General features: G+C 71.8%; 22 protein-coding genes. 10 read left to right on the forward strand and 12 right to left on the reverse strand.

Annotation, left to right across the window (positions count from 1 at the left end; genetic code table 11):
- Positions 1-74: 74 nt before the first annotated feature.
- The gene (locus ABGB01_RS13770; RefSeq protein WP_347773664.1) at positions 75-716 is read left to right on the forward strand and encodes a maleylpyruvate isomerase family mycothiol-dependent enzyme; all 642 of its coding nucleotides are present in this window, start codon (positions 75-77) and stop codon (positions 714-716) included.
- A 39-nt stretch (positions 717-755) separates the two neighbouring features.
- Here the strand turns inward: ABGB01_RS13770 and ABGB01_RS13775 are convergent, their stop codons facing one another.
- Entirely contained in the window at positions 756-1,679 is a 924-nt protein-coding gene (locus ABGB01_RS13775) for an AEC family transporter (protein WP_347773665.1), read from the reverse strand.
- A gap of 91 nt (positions 1,680-1,770) precedes the next feature.
- On the opposite strand from ABGB01_RS13775, the gene ABGB01_RS13780 reads away from it, so the two are divergent.
- Positions 1,771-2,379 carry an NAD-dependent epimerase/dehydratase family protein gene (locus tag ABGB01_RS13780; RefSeq protein ID WP_347773666.1) on the forward strand — a complete coding sequence of 203 codons (609 nt, stop codon included), beginning with the start codon at positions 1,771-1,773 and terminating at the stop codon, positions 2,377-2,379.
- A 4-nt stretch (positions 2,380-2,383) separates the two neighbouring features.
- On the opposite strand, the gene ABGB01_RS13785 is transcribed toward ABGB01_RS13780, so the two are convergent.
- The 5 genes from ABGB01_RS13785 to ABGB01_RS13805 are packed head-to-tail and all read right to left on the reverse strand — an operon-like array spanning position 2,384 to position 7,042.
- Entirely contained in the window at positions 2,384-3,655 is a 1,272-nt protein-coding gene (locus ABGB01_RS13785; RefSeq protein WP_347773667.1) for an ABC transporter substrate-binding protein, read from the reverse strand.
- A gap of 5 nt (positions 3,656-3,660) precedes the next feature.
- Positions 3,661-4,689 carry a branched-chain amino acid ABC transporter permease gene (locus ABGB01_RS13790; protein WP_347773668.1) on the reverse strand — a complete coding sequence of 343 codons (1,029 nt, stop codon included), beginning with the start codon at positions 4,687-4,689 and terminating at the stop codon, positions 3,661-3,663.
- Positions 4,686-5,567 carry a branched-chain amino acid ABC transporter permease gene (locus ABGB01_RS13795; protein WP_347773669.1) on the reverse strand — a complete coding sequence of 294 codons (882 nt, stop codon included), beginning with the start codon at positions 5,565-5,567 and terminating at the stop codon, positions 4,686-4,688. Before ABGB01_RS13795 ends, ABGB01_RS13790 begins: the two co-directional genes overlap by 4 nt.
- A 3-nt stretch (positions 5,568-5,570) precedes the next feature.
- Positions 5,571-6,287 (reverse strand): ABC transporter ATP-binding protein, encoded by a 717-nt coding sequence (locus tag ABGB01_RS13800; RefSeq protein ID WP_347773670.1) that lies wholly within the window; start codon positions 6,285-6,287, stop codon positions 5,571-5,573.
- On the reverse strand, positions 6,284-7,042 hold the full coding sequence (locus ABGB01_RS13805) for an ABC transporter ATP-binding protein (protein ID WP_347773671.1): 759 nt from the start codon (positions 7,040-7,042) through the stop codon (positions 6,284-6,286). The genes ABGB01_RS13800 and ABGB01_RS13805 overlap by 4 nt, the downstream gene beginning before the upstream one ends.
- A 178-nt stretch (positions 7,043-7,220) precedes the next feature.
- Between ABGB01_RS13805 and ABGB01_RS13810 the strand changes: the two genes are divergently transcribed.
- Positions 7,221-8,591: a helix-turn-helix domain-containing protein gene (locus tag ABGB01_RS13810; RefSeq protein WP_347773672.1), complete on the forward strand. Its 1,371-nt coding sequence runs from the start codon at positions 7,221-7,223 to the stop codon at positions 8,589-8,591.
- Positions 8,578-10,059 (forward strand): long-chain fatty acid--CoA ligase, encoded by a 1,482-nt coding sequence (locus ABGB01_RS13815; protein ID WP_347773673.1) that lies wholly within the window; start codon positions 8,578-8,580, stop codon positions 10,057-10,059. Before ABGB01_RS13810 ends, ABGB01_RS13815 begins: the two co-directional genes overlap by 14 nt.
- On the opposite strand, the gene ABGB01_RS13820 is transcribed toward ABGB01_RS13815, so the two are convergent.
- On the reverse strand, positions 10,048-12,444 hold the full coding sequence (locus tag ABGB01_RS13820; protein ID WP_347773674.1) for a glycoside hydrolase family 2 TIM barrel-domain containing protein: 2,397 nt from the start codon (positions 12,442-12,444) through the stop codon (positions 10,048-10,050). The genes ABGB01_RS13815 and ABGB01_RS13820 overlap by 12 nt on opposite strands.
- Before the next feature lie 165 nt (positions 12,445-12,609).
- Between ABGB01_RS13820 and ABGB01_RS13825 the strand changes: the two genes are divergently transcribed.
- Positions 12,610-13,680: a LacI family DNA-binding transcriptional regulator gene (locus tag ABGB01_RS13825; RefSeq protein WP_347773675.1), complete on the forward strand. Its 1,071-nt coding sequence runs from the start codon at positions 12,610-12,612 to the stop codon at positions 13,678-13,680.
- A 47-nt stretch (positions 13,681-13,727) separates the two neighbouring features.
- Entirely contained in the window at positions 13,728-14,744 is a 1,017-nt protein-coding gene (locus ABGB01_RS13830) for a LacI family DNA-binding transcriptional regulator (RefSeq protein ID WP_347773676.1), read from the forward strand.
- 13 nt (positions 14,745-14,757) lie between these two features.
- Here ABGB01_RS13830 and ABGB01_RS13835 read toward each other — a convergent pair whose 3' ends face one another.
- On the reverse strand, positions 14,758-15,474 hold the full coding sequence (locus ABGB01_RS13835; RefSeq protein WP_347773677.1) for a hypothetical protein: 717 nt from the start codon (positions 15,472-15,474) through the stop codon (positions 14,758-14,760).
- Between the two features lie 115 nt (positions 15,475-15,589).
- The gene (locus tag ABGB01_RS13840; protein WP_347773678.1) at positions 15,590-16,168 is read right to left on the reverse strand and encodes a TetR/AcrR family transcriptional regulator; all 579 of its coding nucleotides are present in this window, start codon (positions 16,166-16,168) and stop codon (positions 15,590-15,592) included.
- Between the two features lie 144 nt (positions 16,169-16,312).
- Here ABGB01_RS13840 and ABGB01_RS13845 point away from each other — a divergent pair, with 144 nt between their 5' ends.
- Positions 16,313-17,830, forward strand: coding sequence for an MDR family MFS transporter (locus ABGB01_RS13845; protein WP_347773829.1), 1,518 nt, complete (start codon positions 16,313-16,315; stop codon positions 17,828-17,830).
- 27 nt (positions 17,831-17,857) lie between these two features.
- Here ABGB01_RS13845 and ABGB01_RS13850 read toward each other — a convergent pair whose 3' ends face one another.
- On the reverse strand, positions 17,858-18,697 hold the full coding sequence (locus ABGB01_RS13850; RefSeq protein WP_347773679.1) for an SAM-dependent methyltransferase: 840 nt from the start codon (positions 18,695-18,697) through the stop codon (positions 17,858-17,860).
- Positions 18,698-19,026: 329 nt separating this feature from the next.
- On the opposite strand from ABGB01_RS13850, the gene ABGB01_RS13855 reads away from it, so the two are divergent.
- Complete coding sequence (locus tag ABGB01_RS13855; RefSeq protein WP_347773680.1) at positions 19,027-19,212, forward strand: hypothetical protein; 186 nt, start codon at positions 19,027-19,029, stop codon at positions 19,210-19,212.
- Positions 19,213-19,217: 5 nt separating this feature from the next.
- Here the strand turns inward: ABGB01_RS13855 and ABGB01_RS13860 are convergent, their stop codons facing one another.
- Positions 19,218-20,318, reverse strand: a complete 1,101-nt coding sequence (locus ABGB01_RS13860; protein ID WP_347773681.1) for a serine hydrolase domain-containing protein — start codon at positions 20,316-20,318, stop codon at positions 19,218-19,220.
- Between the two features lie 94 nt (positions 20,319-20,412).
- Here ABGB01_RS13860 and ABGB01_RS13865 point away from each other — a divergent pair, with 94 nt between their 5' ends.
- Positions 20,413-21,057 carry a TetR/AcrR family transcriptional regulator gene (locus ABGB01_RS13865; RefSeq protein ID WP_347773682.1) on the forward strand — a complete coding sequence of 215 codons (645 nt, stop codon included), beginning with the start codon at positions 20,413-20,415 and terminating at the stop codon, positions 21,055-21,057.
- Here ABGB01_RS13865 and ABGB01_RS13870 read toward each other — a convergent pair.
- On the reverse strand, positions 21,038-21,838 hold the full coding sequence (locus ABGB01_RS13870; RefSeq protein ID WP_347773683.1) for an N-acetylmuramoyl-L-alanine amidase: 801 nt from the start codon (positions 21,836-21,838) through the stop codon (positions 21,038-21,040). The genes ABGB01_RS13865 and ABGB01_RS13870 overlap by 20 nt on opposite strands.
- A 438-nt stretch (positions 21,839-22,276) precedes the next feature.
- On the opposite strand from ABGB01_RS13870, the gene ABGB01_RS13875 reads away from it, so the two are divergent.
- Positions 22,277-24,775: a glycoside hydrolase family 9 protein gene (locus ABGB01_RS13875; protein WP_347773830.1), complete on the forward strand. Its 2,499-nt coding sequence runs from the start codon at positions 22,277-22,279 to the stop codon at positions 24,773-24,775.
- Positions 24,776-24,810 lie beyond the last annotated feature (35 nt).

A 24,810-nucleotide genomic window follows, 5' to 3' on the forward strand; every position in this document is an offset into this window, starting at 1 on the left:
TTTGTCCGCGTCCGGGAGTCCTCTCTCCGTACGAGCCGGTTCCCGGCGGACCCCACAGCAGGAGAGCACCCACGATGACGAAGCACGGTAAAGACGCCTGGCCGCTGATCCACGCCGAGCGGGCGGCGCTCGCGGCGGATCTGGCGGATCTGACCGAAGAGCAGTGGGCGACGCCGTCGTTGTGCGCCGGGCTGACCGTGCGCGAGGTGCTCGCCCACCTCACGTCCGGGGCGAGCCTCACTCCCCTGCGGTGGCTGGCGGGCGTGATCCGCTGCAGGTTCGACTTCGACAAGCAGGTGGCCATGCGGCTGGCCGAGCACCTGGGCGCGACCCCGAAGGACACGCTGGACGGCTTCCGGCGCGCCGTCACGAGCACGACCTCGCCGCCGCTCCCCGCCATCGCGATGCTCGGCGAGACGGTCGTGCACGGGGAGGACATCAGGCGGCCGCTGGGCATCCGCCGCGACCACCCGATCGGTACGCTCACCCGCGTGGCGCGCTACTACCAGGGCTCCGATCTCGTCGTGCTCGCCAAGGGACGGATCGGCGGCCTGCGGCTGGAGGCGACCGACGGTCCTTTCGCGACCGGCTCCGGGCCGCTCGTCTCCGGCACCACGCTGGCTCTGGTGATGGCGATCACCGGGCGCACCGCCCACTGCGACGAGCTCGACGGCGACGGCGTCGCGACCCTGCGCGAGCGCTGCGGCCGGGGGTGAGCCAGAACCGCGCGGGCCGGCCCCCGCGTGGCCGCGCGGTCAGCCCAGGGCCGCGCCGATCGCCGTCATGATCGGGATGGACAACCCCGTGGTCAGCAGCACGGCGCTGCGGGCGAGCCGCCGCCCGGTGTCGTACGTGACCGCGTACACGTAGATGTTCTGCGCCGTGGGCAGCGCGGCGAACAGGGTGGCCGCCAGCAGGTCGCCGCCCTCCAGCCCGAGGGCGAGGCGGGCGGTCAGGTAGGCGATGCCCGGCTGGACGAACGCTTTGAGCGCGATCACCAGGAAGACCTCCTTCCCGACGCCGCCGTCCTCCGAGGTCGCGGGCGCGCGCCGGGAGCCGTACAGGCTGAGGCCGTAGGCGAGCAGCGCGACGGGCACGGCCGCGCCGCCGAGCAGCTCGATCGGGCGCATGAAGGTGACCGGCAGCGAGGTCCCGGTCAGCGCGAACGCCAGCCCGAGCAGCGAGGCGACGGTGAGGGGGTTGCGCAGCGGGAGCAGCAGCACCGCCCGGACCGACCTGGCCCCCTTGTCGAGGACGAGGAAGGAGACCGGGGTGAGCACGAGGATCTGGAAGAGCAGGATGGGCGCGACGAGCGCGCCGTCGCCGAGCACGTAGATCGAGATGGGGATGCCCAGGTTTCCCGCGTTGACGTAGGACGCGGCGAGCGCGCCGATCGTCGACTCGCGCCCGTCCCTGCGCCAGATCATCCGCGCCACCAGCACGTACGCGAGCTGCACGCACGCCACGGCGACGATCTGGGTCAGCAGCACCGGCGAGAACAGCGAGCCCAGGTCCGCCCGCGACACGGTGGCGAACATCAGCGCGGGCGTCGCCACGAAGAACGCCAGCCGCGACAGGACCAGTTCGTCGCTGGCCCGCAGGAGCCCGCCCCAGCCGACGAGGTAACCGAGCACGGCAACGGACACCAGAGCGACGAACGCCGCGACAACCCCCGACAAGCCCTTAACCTCCGAAACTGGACATCAGGAGCGTATCTGGGCCGCCCAAGGCGACGATGACCGGCTCGCCGTGGAGGTCTACGCTGTGCGCATGCGCGTAGTGGTGATCGGCGGCAGCGGGCACATCGGCACTTATCTCATTCCCCGGCTCGTCGACGCGGGCCACGACGTGGTCGCCGTGAGCCGGGGCGAGCGGCAGCCCTACACGCCGCACGCCGCCTGGCGGCAGGTCGAGCAGGTCACCGCCGACCGGACGGCGGAGGAGGCCGACGGCTCGTTCGGGCGGCGCGTCGCGGAGCTCGACGGCGACGTCGTCATCGACCTGATCTGCTTCACGGAGGCGAGCGCCAGGCACCTCGCGCAGGCGCTGGACGGGCGGGTGCGGCAGTTCCTGCACTGCGGGACGATCTGGGTGCACGGCCCCAGCACGCGGGTGCCGACGACCGAGGACCGGCCGCGCCGGCCGATCGCCGAGTACGGCCGGCAGAAGGCCGCCTACCTGCCGTGGGAGCAGTGGCGCGGCACGGTGACGGAGGACGACGCCCGGGTGACGTACGACCACATCGCGCACAGCCCGCACTGCAGCATGGAGAAGGCCGCGCGGCTGCTGGGCCACCGGCCCCGCCACACCGCGCTCGAGGCCATCTCCGAGGCGGTCGACCGGCTGGTCGCGACGGGCACGATCGCCGCCGCGACCTGACAGGTCAGTTGGTCAGGGGCCCGAATTCCTTGCGCGTGTCGATCACCTCGCCGAACAGCTCCCACCGCTCGCCCTTGAACTCCATGAGCTGCATCGACTCGATCGGGAACCCGTCGCCCTGCGCGGTGTCCATCGTCACGCCGGGCAGCAGCATGTCGACCGCGATCCCCTTCATGTCGCGCACGGAGTCACGCAGCCCCTCGCGGGTCGGGCAGGCGGCCGCCTCCATGGCCTTGTGGAAACTGCTGGCCACGGCCCAGCCGAAGGTGTGGTATGGCACGTTGGGATCGGCGCCCGGCGCGTACTGCTCCATCTTCTGCTTGTAGAGCTTCATCTCCGCGTCGTCCTGCCACGTCGGGTCGTTCGGGTCCTTGTAGTACGTGCTGGACACGATGCCCTGGACGTTCTCGAAGCCGACGGGCTTCAGCACGGTGATCGAGGCGGCGACGTTGTTGACGATGTGCAGCGGGTTCCATGTGGTGTTCTTGGCGTCGGCGGCCAGCGCCTGCGAGCCGAACTTGGGCGTCGTGACGTTCAGGAACACATCGGCTTTCGACTGGGCGAGGTTGCGCATCTGCGGGTCGACGCTCGGGTCGCTCACCTCGTAGCTCTGCTCGGCCACGACCTTGACCTGGGTGCCCTCGATGGCCCGCTTGAAGCCGCCGAGCAGGTCCTCGCCGAAGTCGTCGTTCTGGTAGAGGACGGCGACCTTGGCGTCCGGTTTCTCCTGCTTGAGGTATTGGGCGTAGACGCGGGCCTCGGAGATGTAGTTGGGCTGCCAGCCGATGGTCCACGGGTGCTGGGTGTCGGCGCCCCACTTCGACGCGCCCGTGGCGACGAAGATCTGCGGCACCTTGCGCTGGTTGGTGTAGTCCCAGGTCGCCGTGGTCGACGGCGTGCCGAGCGTCTGGAACAGGGCGAACACCTGCTCCTGCTCGACCAGCCTGCGGGCCTCCTCGACGGCCTTCGGCGGCTGGTAGCCGTCGTCTCGGACGACGAACTCGACCTTGCGCCCGCCGATGCCGTTCTTCTCGGCGTTGACGTAGTCGAAGTACGCCTTGATGCCCTTGGGGATGTCCCCGTAGGCGGAGGCGGGGCCGGACAGCGGGTAGATGCCGCCCAGCTTGATGCTCGTGTCGGTGATGCCGGTCGTCTGCTGCCCCTGGCACTGGCCGCCCGACGTGGCCGTGCCGGTGGCACCGCCCTGGTCCCGTCCCCCGCATGCGGCGACGGCGAGCACGAGCAGCGCCGTACAGCCGATCGCAGATACTCGCATCCCTCTTACTCCTTCCGGGGAATCTTCCTGATCAAGCGCCCGGCCAGCCCGGCCAGCCCCGTCGGGGCCACGTACATCACCGCGATGATCAGCAGGCCGAAGATGACGCCGGGCGCGGCGTCGTTGATGTCCTGCGCGAGGCTGGGCACGAACATCACGAACAAGCCCCCGAGCACGGGCCCCGACAGCGAGCCGAGCCCGCCGACGACCAGGCCGGCCAGCAGCGTGATCGACAGGTTGACGGTGAACGAGTCGGGCGAGACGAACCCGATCACCCACGTGTAGACGCAGCCGGCCGTCCCGGCGAACATGGCGCTCCAGGCGAAGGCGAGCGTCTTGTGGACCGACAGCCGCACGCCCATGACCTCGGCCGCGCCCTCGTTGTCCCTGATGGCGTGCAGCGCCCGGCCGACGCGCGAGCGCAGCAGTCCGGCGCAGAGCAGGAACGCGGCGACGGCGACGGCCAGGGTGAGGAAGTACAGCCACTGGTCCTCGGCCAGGCCGCTCCACGCGGGCGGCGCGGGCTTGGCGAGCGTCAGCCCCATCGAGCCGCCGGTCAGCTCCTCGAACCGCTTGAGCAGCGGGACGAGGAAGATCGCGATGGCGAGCGTCACGAGCGCGAGGTAGAGGCCGCGCAGCCGCATGGCCGGCACCCCGAACGCCAGGCCGAGCAGGAACGCCGCCCCGGCCGCGGCGGGCAGGGTCAGCGGGTACGGCAGGGCCTGGTGTTCGAGCAGGATGGCGGCCGTGTAGGCGCCGACGGCGAAGAACGCGCCGTGGCCCAGCGAGATCTGCCCGGCGTGTCCGACCAGCAGGTTGAGCCCGAGCAGCGCGACCGCGTAGATCAGCACCATCGTGAGCTGGAAGACGTGGAACGGCACCAGCTGGAACGGCGCGTAGCAGGCGGCCGCGGCGAGCAGCGCGGCCGCGCCCCACCGCCGGCGCGCCGACCGCCACCACTCCGCGGGCCGCGGCGCGGGGGGCGGGGGCGGCGTGACGGTCCGCGCCCGGGCGGCGTTCGTGGCTTCGCTCATGCCCGCTCCACCACCGCTCGCCCGAACAGGCCCTGGGGCCGCAGCAGCAGGACACCGAGAATGATCACGAGCGGCACGCCCACCTTGAGGTCGGATCCGATGAACCCGACGTACGCCCCGGCGAGCGTCTCTGCGACGCCGACGATCAGGCCGCCGGCGACCGCGCCCAGCGGGCTGTCGAACCCGCCGAGCGTCGCCGCCGCGAACGCGTAGATGAGGACGCCGCCCATCATGTTGGGCTCGAGGAACAGCAGCGGCGCCACGAGCACCCCCGACACCGCGCCCACGGTCGAGGCGAGCCCCCACCCGAGCGCGAGCGTCCGGCCCACCCGGATGCCGACCAGCCGCGCGGACTCGGGGTGGGCGGCCACGGCTCGCATCCCGAGCCCGATCTTGGTGTGCCGGAAGAGCAGGTACAGCAGCCCCATGACGACGCCCACGACGGCCAGCACGCCGAGCGTGGAGAAGCTCACGGTGATCCCGCCCGCCTCCAGCGCGCCTGCGGGGAACGGGTTCGGGAAGTCCTTGATGAGGAACGTCCAGATCCACCCGGCGGCGGCGTTGACGAAGATGAACAGCCCCACGGTGACGATCACCAGGGTCAGCTCGGGCGCGCCCTCGACGGGCCGGATGATCAACCGTTCGATGAGCATCCCGCCGGCGAACGACACCGCCAGCGTGATCACCAGCGCCAGCCAGAACGGCAGCCCGGCGGCCGTGAGCTGCCAGGCGACGTAGGTGGAGAACATGGCCAGCTCGCCCTGGGCGAAGTTCACGATGCCGGTGAACTGGTAGATCAGCACGAGGGCCAGCGCCAGGCTGGCGTAGATGGCGCCCGCGCCGAGCCCCTGGACGAGCTGTTGCAGAAATCCGGCCATCGGCTACACCCGGTACCCGAGGTAGGACTGGGCGACCTGCTCGTCGGCCCTGATCTCCTCGGCCGTGCCCGACAGGACGATCCGCCCGGTCTCCAGGACGTGCGCCTGCTGGGCGATGCCGAGGGCGAGATGGGCGTTCTGCTCGACGACGACCACGGTGGTTCGCTCCTCTGCGTTGATGGCCTGGACGATGCGGAACAACTCCCGGGTGACCAGCGGAGCCAGGCCGAGCGACGGCTCGTCGAGCAGCAGCAGCCGGGGGCGCGACATCAGGGCCCGGCCGATGGCCAGCATCTGCTGCTCGCCCCCGCTGAGGCTGCCCGCGGCCTGCCTGAGCCGGGTCTTCAGCACCGGGAAATAGCCGTGGATGCGGTCGAGGTCGGCCTCCACGCCGGCCCCGCGCCTGCGGACGTAGGCCCCGAGCCGCAGGTTCTCCTCGACGGTGAGCGGCATGAACGTGCCTCGCCCCTCGGGGACGTGGGCGATGCCCTGCCGGGCGAGCGTGTCGGGCGAGCGCCCGGTCAGGTCGGCGCCGCCCAGGGTGACCGTGCCGCGCGCCCTGATCATGCCGGACAGCGCCCGGAGCAGCGTGGTCTTGCCCGCGCCGTTGGGCCCGAGTATCGCGCAGATCTCCCCTTGGCCGACGGTCAGGCTCACGCCGTGCAGCACGCGGGCGTCGCCGTATCCGGCGGTCAGCTCCTCCACCACCAGATCCGTCATGGCGCCGTCCCCAGGTAGGCCTCGATGACGCCGGGATCGCGCTGCACCTCGGCGGGCGGGCCCTCGGCGATCTTGCGGCCGAAGTCCAGGCAGACGATGCGCTCGCAGATCCCCATGACGAACCCCATGTGGTGCTCGACGACGATGACGGTCAGGTCGTGTTCGGAGCGCAGCGCGTTCAGCGTGGTCGCGAACTCCTCGACCTCGGCCGCGTTGAGGCCGTTCACCGGCTCGTCGAGCAGCAGCAGCCGGGGCCGGCCGACGAGCGCGCGGGCCAGCTCGACCCGCTTGAGCGTCCCGAACGGCAGCCCGGTCGCCGGATGCCCGGCCACCCCGGTCAGGCCGAGGCGCTCCAGCACCCCGTCCGCGTCGGCGCGCAGCGCGCGCTCCTCGCGGCGCACGCCCGGCAGGCGCAGCCCGGCCGACAGGAAGCCGGCCCGGCCCCGGTGGTGCGCGCCGACGAGCACGTTGTCGCGTACGGACAGGCGCGGGAACAGGCCGAGGTTCTGGAACGTCCTGGCGATGCCGAGCCCGGCGACCGCGTGCGGGGCCACGGCCGTCAGGTCGCCGCCCTCGTACGTGATCGTCCCCGAGCCGGGGGCGTACCGCCGGGTCAGGCAGTTGAACAGGGTGGTCTTGCCGGCGCCGTTCGGCCCGATGAGCCCCACCATCTCGCCGCGCCCCACGTCGAAGCCGACGCCGTCCAGCGCCGTGATGCCCCCGAAGCGAACGGTAAGATCGTGTACCTCCAGCATCCGGCCTCCTGGAGAACAATGTTCTGAAGTTGGGCTCAGCGTAGGATCCGGCCGCGAAGCGCCGCATTGGGCACGGTGACCCAAGATGTCTCAGGCGAGTTGTCCTCTGAGCACAGCGTGGGTCTCATACCGGTTACGACCCGTTGACCGCCCGCCGATGGCCATGGATCATCCCGGCATGTCCAGTGGTTCCAGCACGGAAACGCTCACTGGTGCGGAGGCGGTCCGCGCGCAACGGGCGCGCATCCTCTCCGAACTCCTCGGCGACCTCCCGTCCCTGGCCGCCGCCGCGCTCGCCACCATGCGGGACGAGATCCCCGCCTACGCGGCGCAGGGCCCCGACTTCCACGCGGACGTGCGCGACCAGGTGGTCAAGCACTACCGCGCCAAGCTGGCCGTGCTGCTGGAGGAGCGCACGGTCACGTTCGAGGACATCGCCTTCACCCGGCGGGCGGCGATGCGCCGGGCCAGGGCGGGGGTGGCGCTGGCCGACTACATCAACGCGTTCCGGGTCGGGCAGCAGGTGTTCTGGCAGTCGGTGGTCGACCGGGCCGGGCACACGCCGGCCGGTCGCGAGGCGGCGCTGTCGCTGGCGTCCCCGCTGATGCGCTACTGCGACTTCGCCAGCACGCACGCGGCCAACGCGTACATGGAGTTCCAGCAGTACGCCGCCGCCGAGGCGGTCCGCGAGAGCCGTGACCTGCTGGAGACGCTGCTGGTGGGCGGCGTGCCGACGCGCGGCAGGCAGCTGGCCGCGGCGCAGGCGCACGGCCTGGCGTCGCGCACGCCGCTGCTCGTCGTGACCGCGGTGCTGGTCGGCTCGCCTTCGGCGGTGACGACGGGCCCTGACCGGGGCGCCGACGCCCGCCACGCGGCCTGCGCGGCGATCGCCAGGACCGGCGGCAACGGCACCCGTACGCTGTCGGTCGTGCGCCAGTCGGAGATCGTGGCGATCCCCGTGCTCGGCCCCGGCGCCGACCCGGGTGGGCTCTGCGACCGGCTGCAGGGGGTGCTGGAGAGCCTGGCGGGCGAGGGCATCAGGCTGGCCATGGGCATCAGCACCGTGGCGGCGGGCCCGGCGCAGATCCCGCAGGCCTACCAGGAGGCCAGGGCGGTGCTGGACTTCGTGCCGGAGGAGGGCGGCGTGGCCGCGCTGCCGCGGATCACGCCGTTCCAGTATCTGGCGCTGAAGGCCGACGACACCGCCCGTCACCTGGTCGATCCGCGCATCACGGCGCTGCTGTCGGAGGACCGCGCGCGCGGCGGCGTGCTCACGGCCACGATCAGGGCGTTCGCCGCCGCCGACCTCAACCTGCGGGCCGCGGCCGAACGGTTACAGATCCATCCCAACACCGCCCAATATCGCATGCGCCGGATCCAGGAGCGCACGGGCCGGAGCCTGCGCTCCATCAACGATCTCGTCGATCTGCTCGTCGCGATCGCTCTCCAGGACTCTCTGCCGACCAATTCCGGCCGGGAAAGACTGGCCACCGCGACCAATGAGGGGCGTGGGAGAGCGGACGTACGGTCTTTCCATGAACCTCGCTGACCGGCTCCTCACCACCGCCGAGCGGCTCGGCGGCAGGGCGGTTCTCACGCTGGACGAGGCGGAGCTCACGTACGGAGCTCTGTCGGAGCTGAGCGCCCGGCTCGCGGGGCTGTTGCGCTGCCGCGGGATCGGCCCCGGCGACCGGGTCGCGATCATGTTGCCGAACGTGCCCGAGTTCGGCGTGGTCTACTACGGGGTGCTGCGGATCGGGGCCGTGGTGGTGCCGCTCGACCCGCTGCTGAAGCGGCGGGAGATCGCGGCCTACCTGGGCGACTGCGGGGCGCGGCTGCTGATCGCCTGGCACGCGTTCGCGGAGACGGCGGAGGCGGGGTCGGCGGGTACGAAGGCCGACTGCTTCTTCGTCGTCCCCGAGGAGTTCCGCAGGCTGCTGCGCCAGGTGGCGCCCGACCGCGACGTCGCCGCCACGCTCGGCGACGACACCGCCGTCATCCACTACACCTCCGGCACCACCGGGCGGCCGAAGGGCATCGAGTTGTCCCACGCGAACCTGGCGGGCAACGCCGCGACCGTGGCCCGCATGCACGCGCTCGGCGTGGACGACGTGGTGCTGGGGGCGCTGCCGCTCTACCACACGTTCGGCCAGACCTGCTCGCTCAACGCGACCGTGCAGGCGGGCGCGCGGCTGACGCTGCTGCGGCGCTTCGAGGCGGGCCGCGCGCTCGAGGTCATCAGGCGGGACGGCGTGACGGTCTTCCAGGGCGTGCCGACCATGTTCATCGCGCTGCTCGACCACCCCGGCGCCTCCGACCTGTCGATGTTGCGGGTCTGCGCGTCCGGCGGTGCGGCGCTGCCGCTGGACGTGCTGCGGGCCTACGAGACCCGGTTCGGCTGCGAGATCATCGAGGGGTACGGCCTCAGCGAGACCTCCCCGGTGGCCGCGACGAACCGCGGCGGCCACCACCGCAGGCCCGGCTCGATCGGCTGGCCCATCAGGGACGTCGAGATGAAGATCGTCGACGAGGACGGCGAGGAGACCCCGCCGGGCGAGATCGGCGAGGTCGTCGTCCGCGGCCCCAACGTGATGAAGGGCTACTGGAACGACCCCGCCGGCACGGCCGAGGCCATCCGCGACGGCTGGTTCCACACCGGCGACCTCGGCCGGGTCGACGAGGACGGCTACTTCTTCCTGGTCGACCGCCGCCGCGACGTGATCATCCGCGGCGGCTACACGGTCTACCCGCGCGAGGTCGAAGAGGTCCTGTACGAGCACCCGGCCGTGCGCCAGGCGGCCGTGTACGGCGTGCCGCACCCGGAGCTCGGCGAGGAGATCGAGGCGGCGGTCACCCTGCGCTCCCCGGTGACCCGCGAGGACCTGCGCGACTTCGTCAAGGAACGCGTGGCCGCCTACAAGTACCCCCGGCGGTTGTCGTTCGTGGACGAGCTGCCGATGAGCCCCACGGGCAAGATCCTCAAGCGCGCGCTCTCCCGCACCCCGCTAGGCGGATGACGGCCGCGGCTCGTTGACGCAGCGCAGCACCGGATAGGAGGTCAGCGCCGCCGGGTCCAGGTCGCGCCCGGTGGTGACGTGGAAGGTGACGCTCTCCCCCGGCAGGAGCGTAACGAGCTGGTCGTCCACGGCCGCCGCCGGGTCGAGCCGGTCGGGGAAGAGCGCCAGCTCGCGCAGGATGGTCGCGGCGGTGACGGTGACCGCCACGCCGCCCGGCTCCGGCTCGACCGTGGCGGTGAACTCGGCCGGCGGATAGCCGGCGGCCGGATCCTCGGCGAACACGAACAGGGCGCGCTCGCCGCCGAGCTCCGCGGTCAGCAGCCCGGCCGCCGGATCCTCTGGTGGGGTGACGCGCAGCGTGGCGCGGGCGGGCACGGCGACGGGATGTCCCTGCGCCGCGAGCGCCCTCCCTCCCAGGTCGCGCGGGGCCAGCTCCAGCGTGCCCGCCCACTCCTCGTCGGTGTCGTTGACCAGCACGATCTCGCCGTCCTGCCGGGTGATGAGCCGGTCGGCGTAGGCGCGGCGCAGGGCGTACCAGAGGGGTTTCCTGCGGCCCGCGCCGTCCACGGCGGCCCAGGACGTCACCGGCCAGCAGTCGTTGAGCTGCCACACCACGGTGCCCATGCAGTGGGGCATGAGCGAGCGGAACCGCTCGATCCCGAACGCCATCGCGCGGGCCTGGTTGAGCTGCGTGTAGTAGTGCCAGTCGTCGAACGTGGCGGGCCGCGGCAGGTGGTCGCCGAGCCCGGACAGCAGCTTGGCGTTGCCGTCGACCGCCTTCTGGTGGTGCGTGACGCCGGCCGAGCCGGGATCGAGCGGCTCGTCGGAGACGGCGGCCCGCAGCGTGGCGTAGGTCGGCGGGCCCTGGTAGCCGAACTCGGCCACGAACCGCGGCTCGTAGGAGGCGTAGTGCGTGTAGTCGCGGCCCTGGCCCCACACGGTCCAGATGTGCACGGTGCCGGTCGAGGGGTCGCGCACGTCGCGATCGGGCGCACCCGAGTAGGGGCTGCCCGGCCAGTACGGCCGGGTCGGGTCGAGCTCGGCCACGATGCCGGGCAGCAGGTCGTAGTAGAACCCGGCGCCCCAGCTCCGGCCGGCCAGCGGCTCGCGCCAGTTCCAGTGCTGGTGGCCCTCGATGTTCTCGTTGTTGCCGCACCACAACACCAGGCTGGGATGGGCGGCCAGCCTGGCGACGTTCTCCCGCGCCTCGGCCTCGACCTCCGAGCGGAACGGCTCCTCCTCGGGGTAGGCCGAGCAGGCGAACGTGAAGTCCTGCCAGACGAGCAGGCCCATACGGTCGGCCAGGGTGTAGAAGTCCTCCGACTCGTAGACGCCACCGCCCCACACCCGCAGCGCGTTGGCGCCGGTGGCGGCGGCCTGGCCGAAGCGCTCCTCCAGGTCCTGCCTGGTCGTCCTGGCGGGGAAGCAGTCGTCGGGGATCCAGTTGAAGCCGCGTACGAACACCGGCCGGCCGTTGACGATCAGGCGGAAGGCGTCCGTGTCGAGCTCGACCGTGCGAAACCCGATCTCGCGCCGCCACTGGTCGGAGCCGGCGCGCACGGTGAGCGGGTAGAGGGGCTGGGCGCCGTGGCCGCGCGGCCACCACCGCTCGGCCCCGGGCACGTCGAGGCGGAGCACGGTCTCGCTCTCGCCCTGGGCCAGTTCGACCTCGGCGCGCACGCCCGCCACGTCGGCGGTGACGGTGACCGGCGCGTCGCCGGTGCGGTCGACGCGTACGTGCACGTCCACGCCGTCGTCGCGGACGAGCGGGCGGACCTCGGCCAGGCGCGCGCCGGACCATGAGTGCAGGCCGATGGGCCGCCAGATGCCGCTGGTCACCAGCGTGGGCCCCCAGTCCCAGCCGAAGTTGCAGGCCATCTTCCTGATGAACGCGTACGGCTCGTCGTAGGCCCCGGGGCGCTCGCCGTGCCGCGCGCGCTGCTCCTCGGCGTAGGCGTAGGGGGCGCGGAAGGACACCTGGAGCGTGTTGGCGCCGTCGCGCAGCAGGTCGCGCACGGCGAACCGGTAGGACCGGTGCATGTTGGCGGTGGCGCCGACCTCGTGGCCGTTGAGGCGTACGGTGGCGATCGTGTCGAGCCCCTCGCACACCAGGTCGGCCCGCTCGTGACCGTCGTCGCTCCACGCGAAGGACGTCTCGTAGACCCAGTCCGTACGCCCGATCCAGCCCAGCCGCGTCTCGTTGTCGTCGAGGTAGGGGTCGTCGATCAGGCCGGCGGCGAGCAGGTCGGTGTGCACGCTGCCCGGAACGGCGGCCGGTATGGCGGCCGGTATGGCGGCCGGTATGACGGCCGGTGTGACGGCAGGGCCCACCGGGGTGTCGCCGTCCGGGCGGAGGGTCCAGCCGTCGTGCAGCGGACGGTACACGTGGTCTCCTGACGCTGGAACTAAACCGAGTAAGCGAGCCAGACTCTACGTGGGCCCCCGATGACCGTCAACGCCATCAGCCGCAGCTGGCTCGTCACCCGCGACAGCAGCCCGCCCGGCCCGTACGATCGGTGAACCGTGAAAGTCACCCCCGGGAGGCCAGCCGTGAAGCGACCGACCATCGCGGACATCGCCAAGGAGGCGGGCGTGTCCAAGGGGGCCGTCTCCTACGCGCTGAACGGGCAGCCGGGCGTCTCGCCGCAGACCCGGCAGCGCATCCTGGCCATCGCGGACCGGCTCGGGTTCCGCGCCAACAGCGCCGCCCGCGCCCTCGCCGGCGTCCCCGCGAAGGTCGTGGGCCTGGCCCTGCCGCGCCCGCCGGCCACGCTCGGGGTCGAGCCGTTCTTCATGGAGCTGATCAGCGGCCTGGAGGCGGAGCTGTCCACCCGCTCCTACGCGCTGCTGCTCCAGATGGTGGCGCACCAGGACGAGGAGATCGGCTTCTACCGCCGCTGGTGGAGCGAGAGCCGGGTCGGCGGCGTGCTCGTCTGCGACCTGCGGGTGCACGACGAGCGGGTGGGCGCGCTGCGCGAGCTGGGCCTGCCCGCCGTGGTCATCGGCCCGCCTTCGGCCGCGGGCGGGCTGGCCAGCATCTGGTCCGACGACGGGGTGTCCATGGTGGAGGCCGTGGAATATCTGGCGGCGCTCGGCCACCGCAGGATCGCGCGGATCAGCGGCATGTCCGAGCTGGCGCACACCGCGATCCGCACCGAGGCGTTCACCGGCGTCTGCGCGCGGCTCGGAGTGAGCGCGGTGACCGTGCCGACCGACTACAGCGCCGAGCACGGCGCCGACGCCACCAGGCGGCTCCTCGGCGCGGACGACCGGCCCACCGCGCTGATCTACGACAACGACATCATGGCCATCGCGGGCCTGACCGTCGCCCAGGAGCTGGGCCTGTCGGTGCCCGCCGACCTGTCCATCGTGGCCTGGGACGACTCGCCCATCTGCCGCCTGCTGCACCCGCCGCTGACCGCCCTCACCCGCGACATCGGCGCCTACGGCGTGCACGCGGCCCGGCTGCTGCTGGCCGCCATGGGCAACGGCGCCGGCAACGGGGCCGGCAACGGGGCCGGCGACAGCGCCGACGGCAGCGCCGGCGACAGGCCCGGTGACGTGCACGACGAGCCGGCCCACCTCACGCCCCGGGGCAGCACCGCGCCGCCGTCCCGCTGACGGCGGGCCGCCCCTAGCATGTCCGTAGACCGGCGGGTGGAGGTGCGATGGGGCGGCAGGCGACCATGAGCGACATCGCCCGCCGCGCCGGAGTCTCCCGCGTGGCCGTCTCCTACGCCATCAACGGCCGTCCCGGGGTGTCCGACGCCGTGCGTGAGCGGATCCTGCGCATCGCCGCCGAGCTCGGCTTTCTCCCCAGCGTCCCCGCGCAGGCCCTGCACGGCGCGGCGGCGCACGCCATCGGGCTGGCGGTGTCGCGCCCGTCACCCGGCCTGTCGGTCGAGACGTTCCACCGCCGGCTCATCAGCGGCATCCAGGCCGAGCTGGCGGGCCGCGGGTTCGGGCTCGTGCTGCAGTTCGTCACCGGCCACGACGACGAGCTGGACGTCTACCGCCGCTGGCACGGTGAGCGCCGCGTCGACGGCGTCATCGTCTCCGACCTCACCCTCGACGACCCGCGCCCGCGCGCCCTGGCGTCCATGGGCCTGCCCGCGGTGATCCTCGGCGAGCCGAGCGGGCCCGGCGGGCTGACGCACCTCTGGTCCGATCCGGCCGCCGGCGCCGACCTGGTCGCCGGCCACCTCGCCGCGCTCGGCCACCGGCGGGTGGCGCGGGTGTGCGGGCCCGCCGGCCTGCTGCCCGCCGCGCGCCGGGCCGGGCTCTTCGCCGCCGCCTGCGAGCGGGCGGGCATGGCCTGCACGCTCATCCCCACCGACCGCACCGGCGAGGCGGGCGCGCAGGTGACCAGGCGCGTGCTCAGCTCGACGCCGCGGCCGACGGCCATCGTCTACGACAACGACGTGATGGCGGTCGCCGGGCTGAGCGTGGCCGGCGAGATGGGCCTGGCCGTGCCGGGCGAGCTGTCCCTCGTGGCGGGCGACGACTTCCCGCTCTGCCAGGCCGTACGCCCGGCGCTGACCGTGCTGAGCCGCGACGTGGACGCGCTCGGCGGGCAGGCCGTACGCCTGCTGTTCGAGCTGCTCGACGGCGGCGAGCCGCGCCACGTGCCGGCGCCGGCGGCCCAGCTCGTGACGCGCGGCAGCACCGGCTCGGCCCCGCGCTGACCCTGACGGGCGCTCAGCCGTACATCCCGAGAACGTACGCGCCCGGCACCAGCGCGACGGTGAGGGCGACGGCCTGCCATCGGGGAGCCGGCCCGTCCTTCAGCACGCCGGCGCCGAGGGGGACCAGGGCGACGGCGAGCCCGGCCAGGGCGACCAGCGAGATCGGATCGGAGGCGCCCTTCAGCACGCCCAGCGGCAGCGCGTGCCCGAGCGCCAGCGCGACGCACCTGACCACGCCGTACGCGCCGGAGCCGAACGCCCTGGCCCGGTAGGCGCCGATGGCGAGCACGATCCAGCCGGCCACGATGCAGACGCTGACCGCCTTGAAGACGTGGAACGCGCCATACGTGTCCGCGACCGCCCGCTGCGCCGCCTCCAGCCCGAGCTCGTCCACCATCTGGAAGGCCAGGTGGCTCACCCCGGCGTGGAAGACCCGCCCGAACAGCCCGAGAACCACCAGCGTGGCCCCCCACCGGGCCCAGCCCGGGTGCGTGGCGGCGATCCGCCGGGCCAGCGCGGTGACCGCCGGCCACAGCAGCACCACGCCGGCGGTGAACAGGGCGTAGGACACGGCCATCCGCCCGGGATCGGCGGCGTAGGCGGCGAGCTGGCCGGGGAAGAAGTCGTCCTCGCCGATCCGGGCGAGCACCCCGGCGATGAGCAGCAGTGGCCCGAGCACCGCCCCTGTGCCCTCCACCCAGCGGCCGGGAACCATCCGTGTGATCGTCATGCCGACCAGTGAATCGGCGACGCGGCCCGTGCACACGGGCGCCCGGGCGAGAACCGGTGGTGGAGCCCGCGCTAGTCCTTCGGTCGGCGACCCGAGACGGTGCTCTCCCCGGCGTTCAGGTGAAGGGCCGGGCGACCTGGTCGAGGGTCTCGTTCATCACGTCGATGAGCATGCGGGACTCCTGCTCCTCGCTCCACAGGTTCGCGGCGACGCGCAACCCCACCAGGAAGGCCGCCGCCATCACGCGGGGCGGCATGTCGCTCTCCCGCTCGGCGAGCGCCTCCGACAGGTCGCGTTCGAGGGCGGCGTGGTTGGCGAGCTGGCGGGCCAGCAGCGACGGATGTTGCCGGGCCAGCCGGGTGCGCTGCGCCCACTCCCGCTCGGGCTCGCCCATCTCCTGGTAGAGCTCCTCGGTCGCGTCGCGCAGCGCCGGCCAGGCCCGGAGTGCGGGCGGCTGGGCGCGGACCTTCCGTACGAGGATGCGGAAACGCTGCTCCTCCCCGTAGAGCACCGCGTCTTCCTTGCCCGCGAAGTAGTTGGAGAAGGTGCGGCGCGAGATGTTGGCCGCGTCGGCGATCGACTCGACGGTGACGTGGTCGAGCCCGTGCTCGACCACGAGCCGCAGCGCGGCCTCGTGCACGGCCTGCCGCGTCGCGGCCTTCTTGCGCTCGCGCAGCCCCACCGTGGTCTTCATGATGCGCTCACTCTACCGCCGGGGAATATATGCTCAATGAGAAAAGTTGCTCAATCGGCATCTATTTACCCGAGACCTTAGGGGAGGTCGCGCGTGAGCGCACCCACGGCTCCGGCATCGGAACCGATGACGCACCGGCAGATCATGGAGGCCCTCAGCGGGCTGCTGCTCGTGCTGTTCGTCGCCATGATCAGCGCAACGATCGTGTCAGTGGCGCTGCCGCAGATCGTCGGCGCGCTCAAGGGCACCCAGTCGCAGTACACGTGGGTCGTGACCGCGTCGCTGCTCGCCTCCACGGCGTCCACGCCGATCTGGGGCAAGCTCGCCGACCTGTTCAGCAAGAAGTTGCTGCTCCAGGCCTCCATCGTGATCTTCATGGTCAGCTCGCTGGCCTGCGGATTCGCCCAGGACACCGCGCAGCTGATCGCCTTCCGCGCGCTCCAGGGCCTCGGCATGGGCGCCCTCCAGGTGCTGGTGCAGGTTGTGATAGCGGCGATGATCAGCCCGAAGGACCGCGGCAAGTACAACGGCTACCTCGGCGGCGTCATGGCCGTCGCCACCGTGGCCGGGCCGCTGCTCGGCGGCCTGATCGCCGACACCTCCTGGCTGGGCTGGCGGTGGTGCTTCTTCATCGCGGTGCCGTTCACCGTGATCGCCTTCTTCATGCTGCACAAGACGCTGCACGTCGTCTCCGTACGCCGTCCCGACGTCAAGATCGACTACGTGGGCGCCACCCTGATCGCCGCCGGCGTCAGCGTCCTGCTCATCTGGGTCACCTTCGTGGGCAACTCGTTCGCGTGGCTCTCCTGGCAGACCGCCGCGATGGCCGGCGGCGGCGCGCTCCTGCTGGTCGCCGCCACCTGGGTCGAGTCGGTCGTCAAGGAGCCGGTCGTGCCCCTGCACGTCGTACGCCGACGCACCCCCGCGCTGGCCATCATCGCCAGCCTCGCGGTCGGCATGGCCATGTTCGGCGGGTCGGTCTTCCTCGGCCAGTATTTCCAGACCGGCCGCGGATACAGCCCGACCGAGGCGGGCCTGCTCACCATCCCGATGATGCTCGGCGTGCTGGTCTCCTCGACCATCAGCGGGCGCATGGTCTCGAAGAGCGGCAACGTCAAGCCGTACATCGTGGTCGGCTCGATCGTGCTCACCGGCGGATTCCTCGTGTTGTCCACGATCGACCACCAGACCCCTCTGCTCCTCATCGCCGCCGCGATGGTGCTGGTGGGCGCCGGGGTCGGCATGTCGATGCAGAACCTCGTGCTGGCGATCCAGAACACCGTCCCCCTCAGCGAGCTGGGGGCGGCCAGCGGCGCGATCACGTTCTTCCGCTCGCTCGGCGGCACCATCGGCGTGTCCGTGCTCGGCGCCGTCCTGGCCAACCGGGTCATGGTCGGCATCAACGAAGGGCTGGTCAAGGCGGGCATCGACCCGGCCAAGGCGGCCGGCGGGACCGGCACGCTCGACATCCAGGCGCTGCCCGAGCCGTTCAGGACCATCGTGAGCACCGCCTACGGCGACGCCACCGGCCACATCTTCCTGTTCTCGGCGGCCATCGCCGTGGTCGGCGTGATCGCCGTCCTCTTCCTCAAGCCGGTCAAGCTCCGCGACAGCCTCGACCTGCCCGCCCCCGAGCAGCCGAAGGAACCCGTCGCCGGGTAGCGGCGGCCCGGCCGGCCGGCCTCGACGTCACGGGCCATGCGGGGGCGAGCCCGCGCCGAGCCGACCGGCCCCGCCGTCGATGCGGAGTTGCGGCGTGCGGTCGAGCAGCGGGATCGCGGCGTCGTCGGCGTCGATGTGCCAGTCCTGCACCGGCACGAGGCCGGGCCCGATCAGGTCGAACCCGTCGAACAACGTGAGCACCTCGTCGCGGCCGCGGAACCTGGCCTGCGCGGGCGAGCCGGCCGTCGCCATCGTGAGCTGGGCGATCGCCTCGGGGTCGCTCTCCGCCATGGCGTGGGAGAGCACGAGATGGCTGCCCGGCGCCATACGTTTCCTGAAGGCGGCCACGATGCCGGCCGGGTCTTCCTCGTCCATGACGAAGTGCAGCACGCCGACCATCAGCACGCACACCGGCTGGTCGAAGTCGATCAGGCCGATGATGTAGGGGTCGGCCAGGATCTCTTCGGGGCGGCGCAGGTCGGCCTGGATGCCCTCGACGCCGGGCGAGTCGGCGAGCAGCACCTGGGCGTGCATCCGCACCACGGGATCGTAGTCGACGTAGATCACCCGGCAGGCGGGGTGCACCTCGCGGACGGCCTCGTGGATGCTGGGCGAGGTGGGGATGCCGGTGCCGAGGTCGATGAACTGCCGGATGCCCTGCCTTGCCAGGTGGCGCACCGCCGCCACCTGGAAGCGGCGGTTGGCCCTGGCCACGAGACGGGAGTCGGGCGCGACCGCGAGGAGTTTCTCCGCAACGGCCCGGTCGATGGCGAGGTGGTCCTTGCCACCGAGCAGATAGTCGTACACCCGCGCAGAACTCGGGACATTCGGGTCCACACCGGGCGGAACACGTTCTAGCTCGGTCACTCGGGGCCTTCCTCCCTGCCTCATAGGACTTGGTCGTCATACTACGCGGGCACACCGTCCTAGCAGAGGGCGTCGTACCAGACCGGCAGGAAAAGCGCGGGCAGAACATGTTCTCGCCCGCGCCCCCGCCAGGTCCCGCGCCGCGGGCTCCCGGCCTGTTCCGGCCGGGTCCGCGAGGCTCCTTCGCGAACCGCTGAGGCACCGTCCTTCCCTGGTGGATCCGGAAATACAACCGCATGACCGATGCGCTTACGGCACAAGCCTGTGCATGCTGGTGGTGACGGATCCGGCGTGAGGCCTGTTCCGCACCTGAGAGGAGTCACAAGGGTATGGAGAACGCGGCAGGCCGCCCGACCGTGATCTTGGACAATGGCGTCGTCGGCAGGGCCATGCTGGCTCACAGGTCACGGCGCGACCTGGTGGTCGTGCTGGGCATGGACGGCACCCTGCTCAGCTGCCAGCTCGACGACATCGCCTGCGTCGTCGGCGGCAGGCCGCTCTGCCGGGACGGCTGACCTGGTCAGCCCTTGGCGACGATGTCGCCGATCAGCCCGGCCGCCGCGAAGTCGCCGGTGAGACGGTTCTTCGTCAGCGCGAAGGCGGTGCCGGTCGCCGTGTCGGCGTACGCCGCGCTGCCGCCCGCCCCAGGCACCCCGAAAACCGTCGGCTGCTCCTCCGCCGTCGAGGTGGGCCCGCCGATGCCGTAACCCAGACCCCAGGCCGACGGCATGCCGAACACCTCGTCGACGCCGCTCGACACGACGGCCGTCGCCTCCCGCAGCCGCTCCTCCGTGATCAGCCGGACCCCGTCCACCTCTCCGAGCAACGCCGCGTACATCCGGGCGATGGCCCTGGCCGAGGTCTTGCCGCCCGCCGGGATGTCGGCCGACAGATAGTCGGGCCGGTTGCCCAGCTCGGCCCCCGGCATCAGCTCCATCGGCCCGGCCTTGAACATCGGCAGGTCCGCCGGCATCTCCCCGAACGCCGACATGTCCATCGGCGCGTCCTCCAGCCGGGCCAGCCGGGCGTGCTCCTTCTCCGGCATCCCGAAATAGAGCTCGCCGGCCACGCCCAGCGGCTCGGCCACGTCCTCCAGCAACACCTGCGAGATGGGCTTGCCGGTGGTCCGCTGGACGATCTCCCCCACCAGGTAGCCGAACGTGTAGGCGTGGTAGCCGACCTTGGTGCCCGGCTCCCACCACAACTCGGCGTCCTCCAGCGCGGCCACCATCGTGCCCCAGTCGCAGGCGTCCTCGGGCGTGGTGTCGAGCGGCACGCCGGGCACTCCGGCGGTGTGCGAGAGCACGTGGCGCACGGTCACGCCGTGCTTGCCGTGCCGTGCGAACTCCGGCCACAGCTCGGCCACAGGCGTGTCGTAGCCGAACAGGCCCCGCTCGGCCAGCAGGTGCGCGATGGTGGCGGTGGCGCCCTTGCCGATCGAGAAGTTGTAGAAGGGCGTGTCCGGGGTGACGGGCCGCCCGGTCTCCGGGTCGGCCACGCCCGCGACCACGTCCACGATCTGCACGCCGTCCCGGTAGACGGCCACCTGGAGCCCGCGCTCCTCGCCTGACTCGACGAGCCTGTCGGCCGCCTCCTGCACCTGCTTCTGAAGGTCGCTCATCGTCAACTCCTCTGATTGGAACTAGACGGTACAGTACTGACATCAGTACGGAACTGTCTAGTACTCTCTTTCTCGTCGATCAGAGAGGGCGGTCATGGCAGCGGAAGAGGACGGCCGTACGGCACGCAAGCGCAGGCAGATCCTGGAGGCGGCGCGGCCGGTGTTCCTGCGCAACGGCTACGTGGGCACGAGCATGGACGAGGTGGCCGCACTGGCCGCGGTGTCGAAACAGACGGTCTACAAACACTTCACCGACAAGGAGCAACTGTTCGCGAGCATCGTGCTCGACACCACCGGCCAGGTCGAAGAGCTGGCCAAGATGGTCACGACGGCCTTCGACGACACCGCCGACCTGCGCGCGGGCCTGGGCGACCTGGCCAGGCGGTTCCTGGGCGCCATCCTGCGTCCCGAGGTGCTGCGGCTGCGGCGGCTCGTGATCGCCGAGGCCGAACGTTTCCCCGACCTCGGCCGCACCTGGTACGAGCAGGGCTTCCAGCGCTCGCTCAACACCCTGGCCGGCTCGTTCGACCGGCTGGCGCAGCGCGGCCTGCTCCGCCTCGACGACCCCCAGCTGGCCGCCGAGCACTTCGTCGGCCTGCTGTTGTGGATCCCGCTGAACAAGGTGATGTTCTGGGGCGGCCACGACCACTACACGGAGGCCGATCTCCAGCAGCTGTCAGAGGCGGCCGTCACGGCGTTCCTGCGCGGCTACGGCCCCGCTAGCGCAGATACTGCCTGAGCCCGGCCGCCAGCGAGGTGGCGATGCGTTCGCGGAAGGCGGGCTTGGACATCCTGGCGGCGTCGCGGCTGTTGCGCATGTTGCCGCACTCGATGAACACCGCCGGCCGCTTCGACAGGTTGAGCCCGCCCAGGTCGGTGCGGGTCTGCAGGCCGTCGCGTCCGGCATAGGTGGCGTACGGCATGCGCGTGCCCACCCGGTACGCCTTGCGGATCGCCAGCCCCAGCCGCCGGGACGGTCTGATGATCGCGTCGTTGTGCCCGGCGATCAGCCCCGGCATGATCACATGGAAGCCGTGCCCGCTCTCGGCGGCGCCGTCACCGTGGATGGACACGACCGCGTCCGCCCCGGCCTCGTTGCCGATGGCGGCCCGTTCGGTGATGCAGGGGCCGACGCCCTTGTCGTCGGGCCTGGTGAGCACGACCTTGGCCCCCATCTCCTCCAGCAGGGGCTTGAGCCGGTCGGCGACGTCCCAGTTGAAGGCGTGCTCGGGGTAGCCGGCGCGGGTCCGGGTGCCGATCGTGTTGCAGGGTTTGCGACCGGTGATGACGTCGACCAGGCGGTCGATCTCCTCGCGGTGCGCTGCGTTGAGGCCGTTGTGGCCGGGGTCGATCACCACGGTCTTCCCCGCCAGCGGGCCTCCACGCCCGGTGGGCGACGATTCCGCCGACGCGGCGACCGGCGCCTTCGCCTCGCGTACGGCGGGCACGGCCCCGGCGCACGCGACCGACAGTGCGGCCAGCGTGGCCAGCACCGCGGATCCCGTGAGGAAGGTGCCCATGGGACCGACCGTACCCGGCGTCGGACATCAAGCCCAATATCGGCTATGACCTGGGATTTCGTGTCGTCTTCCCACGCGGGCGAACGGCGGTCTACCCTCTGGAGGGGCGCGGGGCCGCCCAGGACACCGCACGCGACGAGAGGAAGGCGGCGGTCGGGGCCAGGTCGGCCGCCGAGCGCCTGGCGGTGCCCTACGACCGCCGCCGCGCCGGGGAACTGGCAGACCGGGTCGGGGCGGCCGTGCCCTCGCGCGAACGGCGCGGGACGGATGAAAGTTTCATGACCTTCCGTGGCTGATGGTGCCAGGGCGTGCCGGGGCGTTGACGTGGCGGCTTCGGGCAAGCACTATCGGGGCGCGCGCCAGTTTTGGGAGCGCTCCCACTTTCATCGGAGGACCTCCATGACCCGATTCCGGGCCGCCTTACTGGCCCTCCTCACCATGGTCGCCCTGTCCCCGGCCGCGTACCCGGGCACGGCGGCGCACGCCGACGAGGGACCCGAGCAGATCGTGAACGGCGCCTTCGACGCCGGCACCGCTCCCTGGTGGGGCACCGCCAACCTCACCCTCGCCGTGGACGAGGGCCGGCTGTGCGCCGACATCCCCGGCGGCACCGCCAACCCGTGGGACGTGATCATCGGCCAGGACGGCATCCCGCTGGTGGAGGGCGAGACGTACGCGTACCGCTTCGCCGCCTCGGCGACCCCCGCCAAGGTCGGCCGCGCGCTGATCCAGCTCCCGGTGGACCCGTGGACGCAGTATCTGTCGGCCGCTCCCGAGCTCGGCGTCTCGGGTGACGACTACTCCTACACGTTCACCGCACCCGTGTCGCTGCCTGACGCCCAGGTCGTCTTCCAACTGGGCGGCAGCGCCGAGCCATGGAGGTTCTGCATGGACGACGTCTCGCTGAAGGGCGGGGCCGAGCCGGAGGAGTACGAGCCGGACACCGGACCGCGCGTGCGCGTGAACATGGTCGGCTACCTCCCGGCGGGCCCCAAGAAGGCCACCGTGGTCACCACCGGGACCACGGCACTGGAGTGGGAGCTCAGGAACGCCGAGAAGGAGACCGTCGCCAGGGGCAGGACCACCCCGAGAGGCGTGGACGCCAGCTCCGGCGAGAACGTGCACACCCTCGACTTCAGCTCCTACCGCAAGCCGGGCAAGGGCTACACGGTGACGGCGGACGGCGAGACGAGCCGGCCGTTCGACATCGATGCCGGCCTCTACGACGAGCTGCCGGTCGACGCGCTGAAGTTCTACTACACGCAGCGCAGCGGCATCGAGATCCTCGACGCCCTCCGGCCCGGCTACGGCAGACCGGCCGGCCACGCCGGAGTCGCGCCGAACCAGGGCGACGTCGAGGTGCCGTGCCAGCCGGGCGTCTGCGACTACACGCTGAACGTCAAGGGCGGCTGGTACGACGCCGGCGACCACGGCAAGTACGTCGTCAACGGCGGCATCTCGGTCCACCAGCTCATGTCGGCGTACGAACGGAACAAGGCGGCGTTCGAGGACGGGCAGCTCGACCTCCCGGAGAGCGGCAACGGCGTCCCTGACGTGCTGGACGAGGCCCGCTGGGAGCAGGAGTTCCTGCTGAGCATGCAGGTGCCGGACGGCGAGCCGTACTCGGGGATGGCCCACCACAAGATCCACGACCAGAACTGGACGGGGCTGCCGCTGCTGCCGCACCTGGACCCGCAGCCGCGCGAGCTGCACCCGCCGTCCACCGCCGCCACTCTCAACCTGGCCGCGACGGCGGCGCAGGCGGCGCGCCTGTTCGCGCCGTACGACGCCGCGTTCGCCGCCACGAACCTGGAGGCGGCCCGCAAGGCGTGGGCGGCGGCGAAGGCGAACCCGGAGCGGTACGCCGACCCGGCCGACGGCGTCGGCGGCGGCGCCTACAACGACGCCGACGTGAGCGACGAGTTCTACTGGGCGGCGGCGGAGCTGTTCATCACGACGGGCGAGGAGGAGTTCGAGGAGTTCGTGCTGGGGTCGCCGCACCACACCGGCGACGTCTGGCGCGATCGCGGGTTCGACTGGGGCAACACCGCGCAGCTGGGCCGGCTGGAGCTGGCGACCGTGCCGAACGCCATCTCCGACCGCGGCCGGGTGCGCAGGTCGGTGATCGAGGGGGCGGACAAGTATCTCGCCGTCCAGAAGGCGCACCCGTACGGGCTGCCGTACAACCCGCCGGACTTCGACTGGGGCTCCAACAACCTGGTGCTGAACAACCTGGTCGTCGTGGCCACGGCCTACGACCTGACGGGGCGGGAGAAGTACCGGGCGGCCGTACGCGAGGGCATGGACTACCTCCTGGGCCGTAACGCGCTCAACCAGTCGTACGTGACCGGCTACGGCGAGGTGGCCTCGAAGAACCAGCACAGCCGCTGGTACGCCCGCCAGCTCGACCCCGCCCTGCCCAACCCGCCGCGCGGGACGCTGGCCGGCGGCCCCAACTCCGCCATCCAGGACCCGATCGCGCAACGCCTGCTGCAGGACTGCAAGCCGCAGTTCTGCTACATCGACGACATCGAGTCGTGGGCGACGAACGAGCTGACCATCAACTGGAACGCCCCGCTGGCCTGGGTGTCGGCGTTCCTGGCGGACGGCGGCGGGCGTGCCGACTGCCGCGTGCGCTACTCGGGGCACGGCTCGTGGCCCGGCGGGTTCATCGCCCAGGTGGTGATCGAGAACACCGGCAGGCAGAGCGTGGACGGCTGGAGCCTGCGCTGGTCGTGGCTCGGCGGCCAGCGTGTCAAGGAGGGCTGGGGCGCGAAGCTGGCGCAGTCGGGTTCGGTGGTGACGGCCACGGGACTGGGCTGGAACGACCAGATCAAGCCGGGCAGGTCGGTGACCTTCGGCTTCGCCGGCACCGGCGCCGCGGGCCCGAACCCGGCTCCCGAGGTCTTCCACCTGAACGGCGAACGCTGCTCGTGACATGGGCGGGGGCGTTGCACACGCTCCGTTGAACG

The sequence above is a fragment of the Nonomuraea sp. B5E05 genome, assembly GCF_039880665.1.
Lineage (GTDB): Bacteria > Actinomycetota > Actinomycetes > Streptosporangiales > Streptosporangiaceae > Nonomuraea.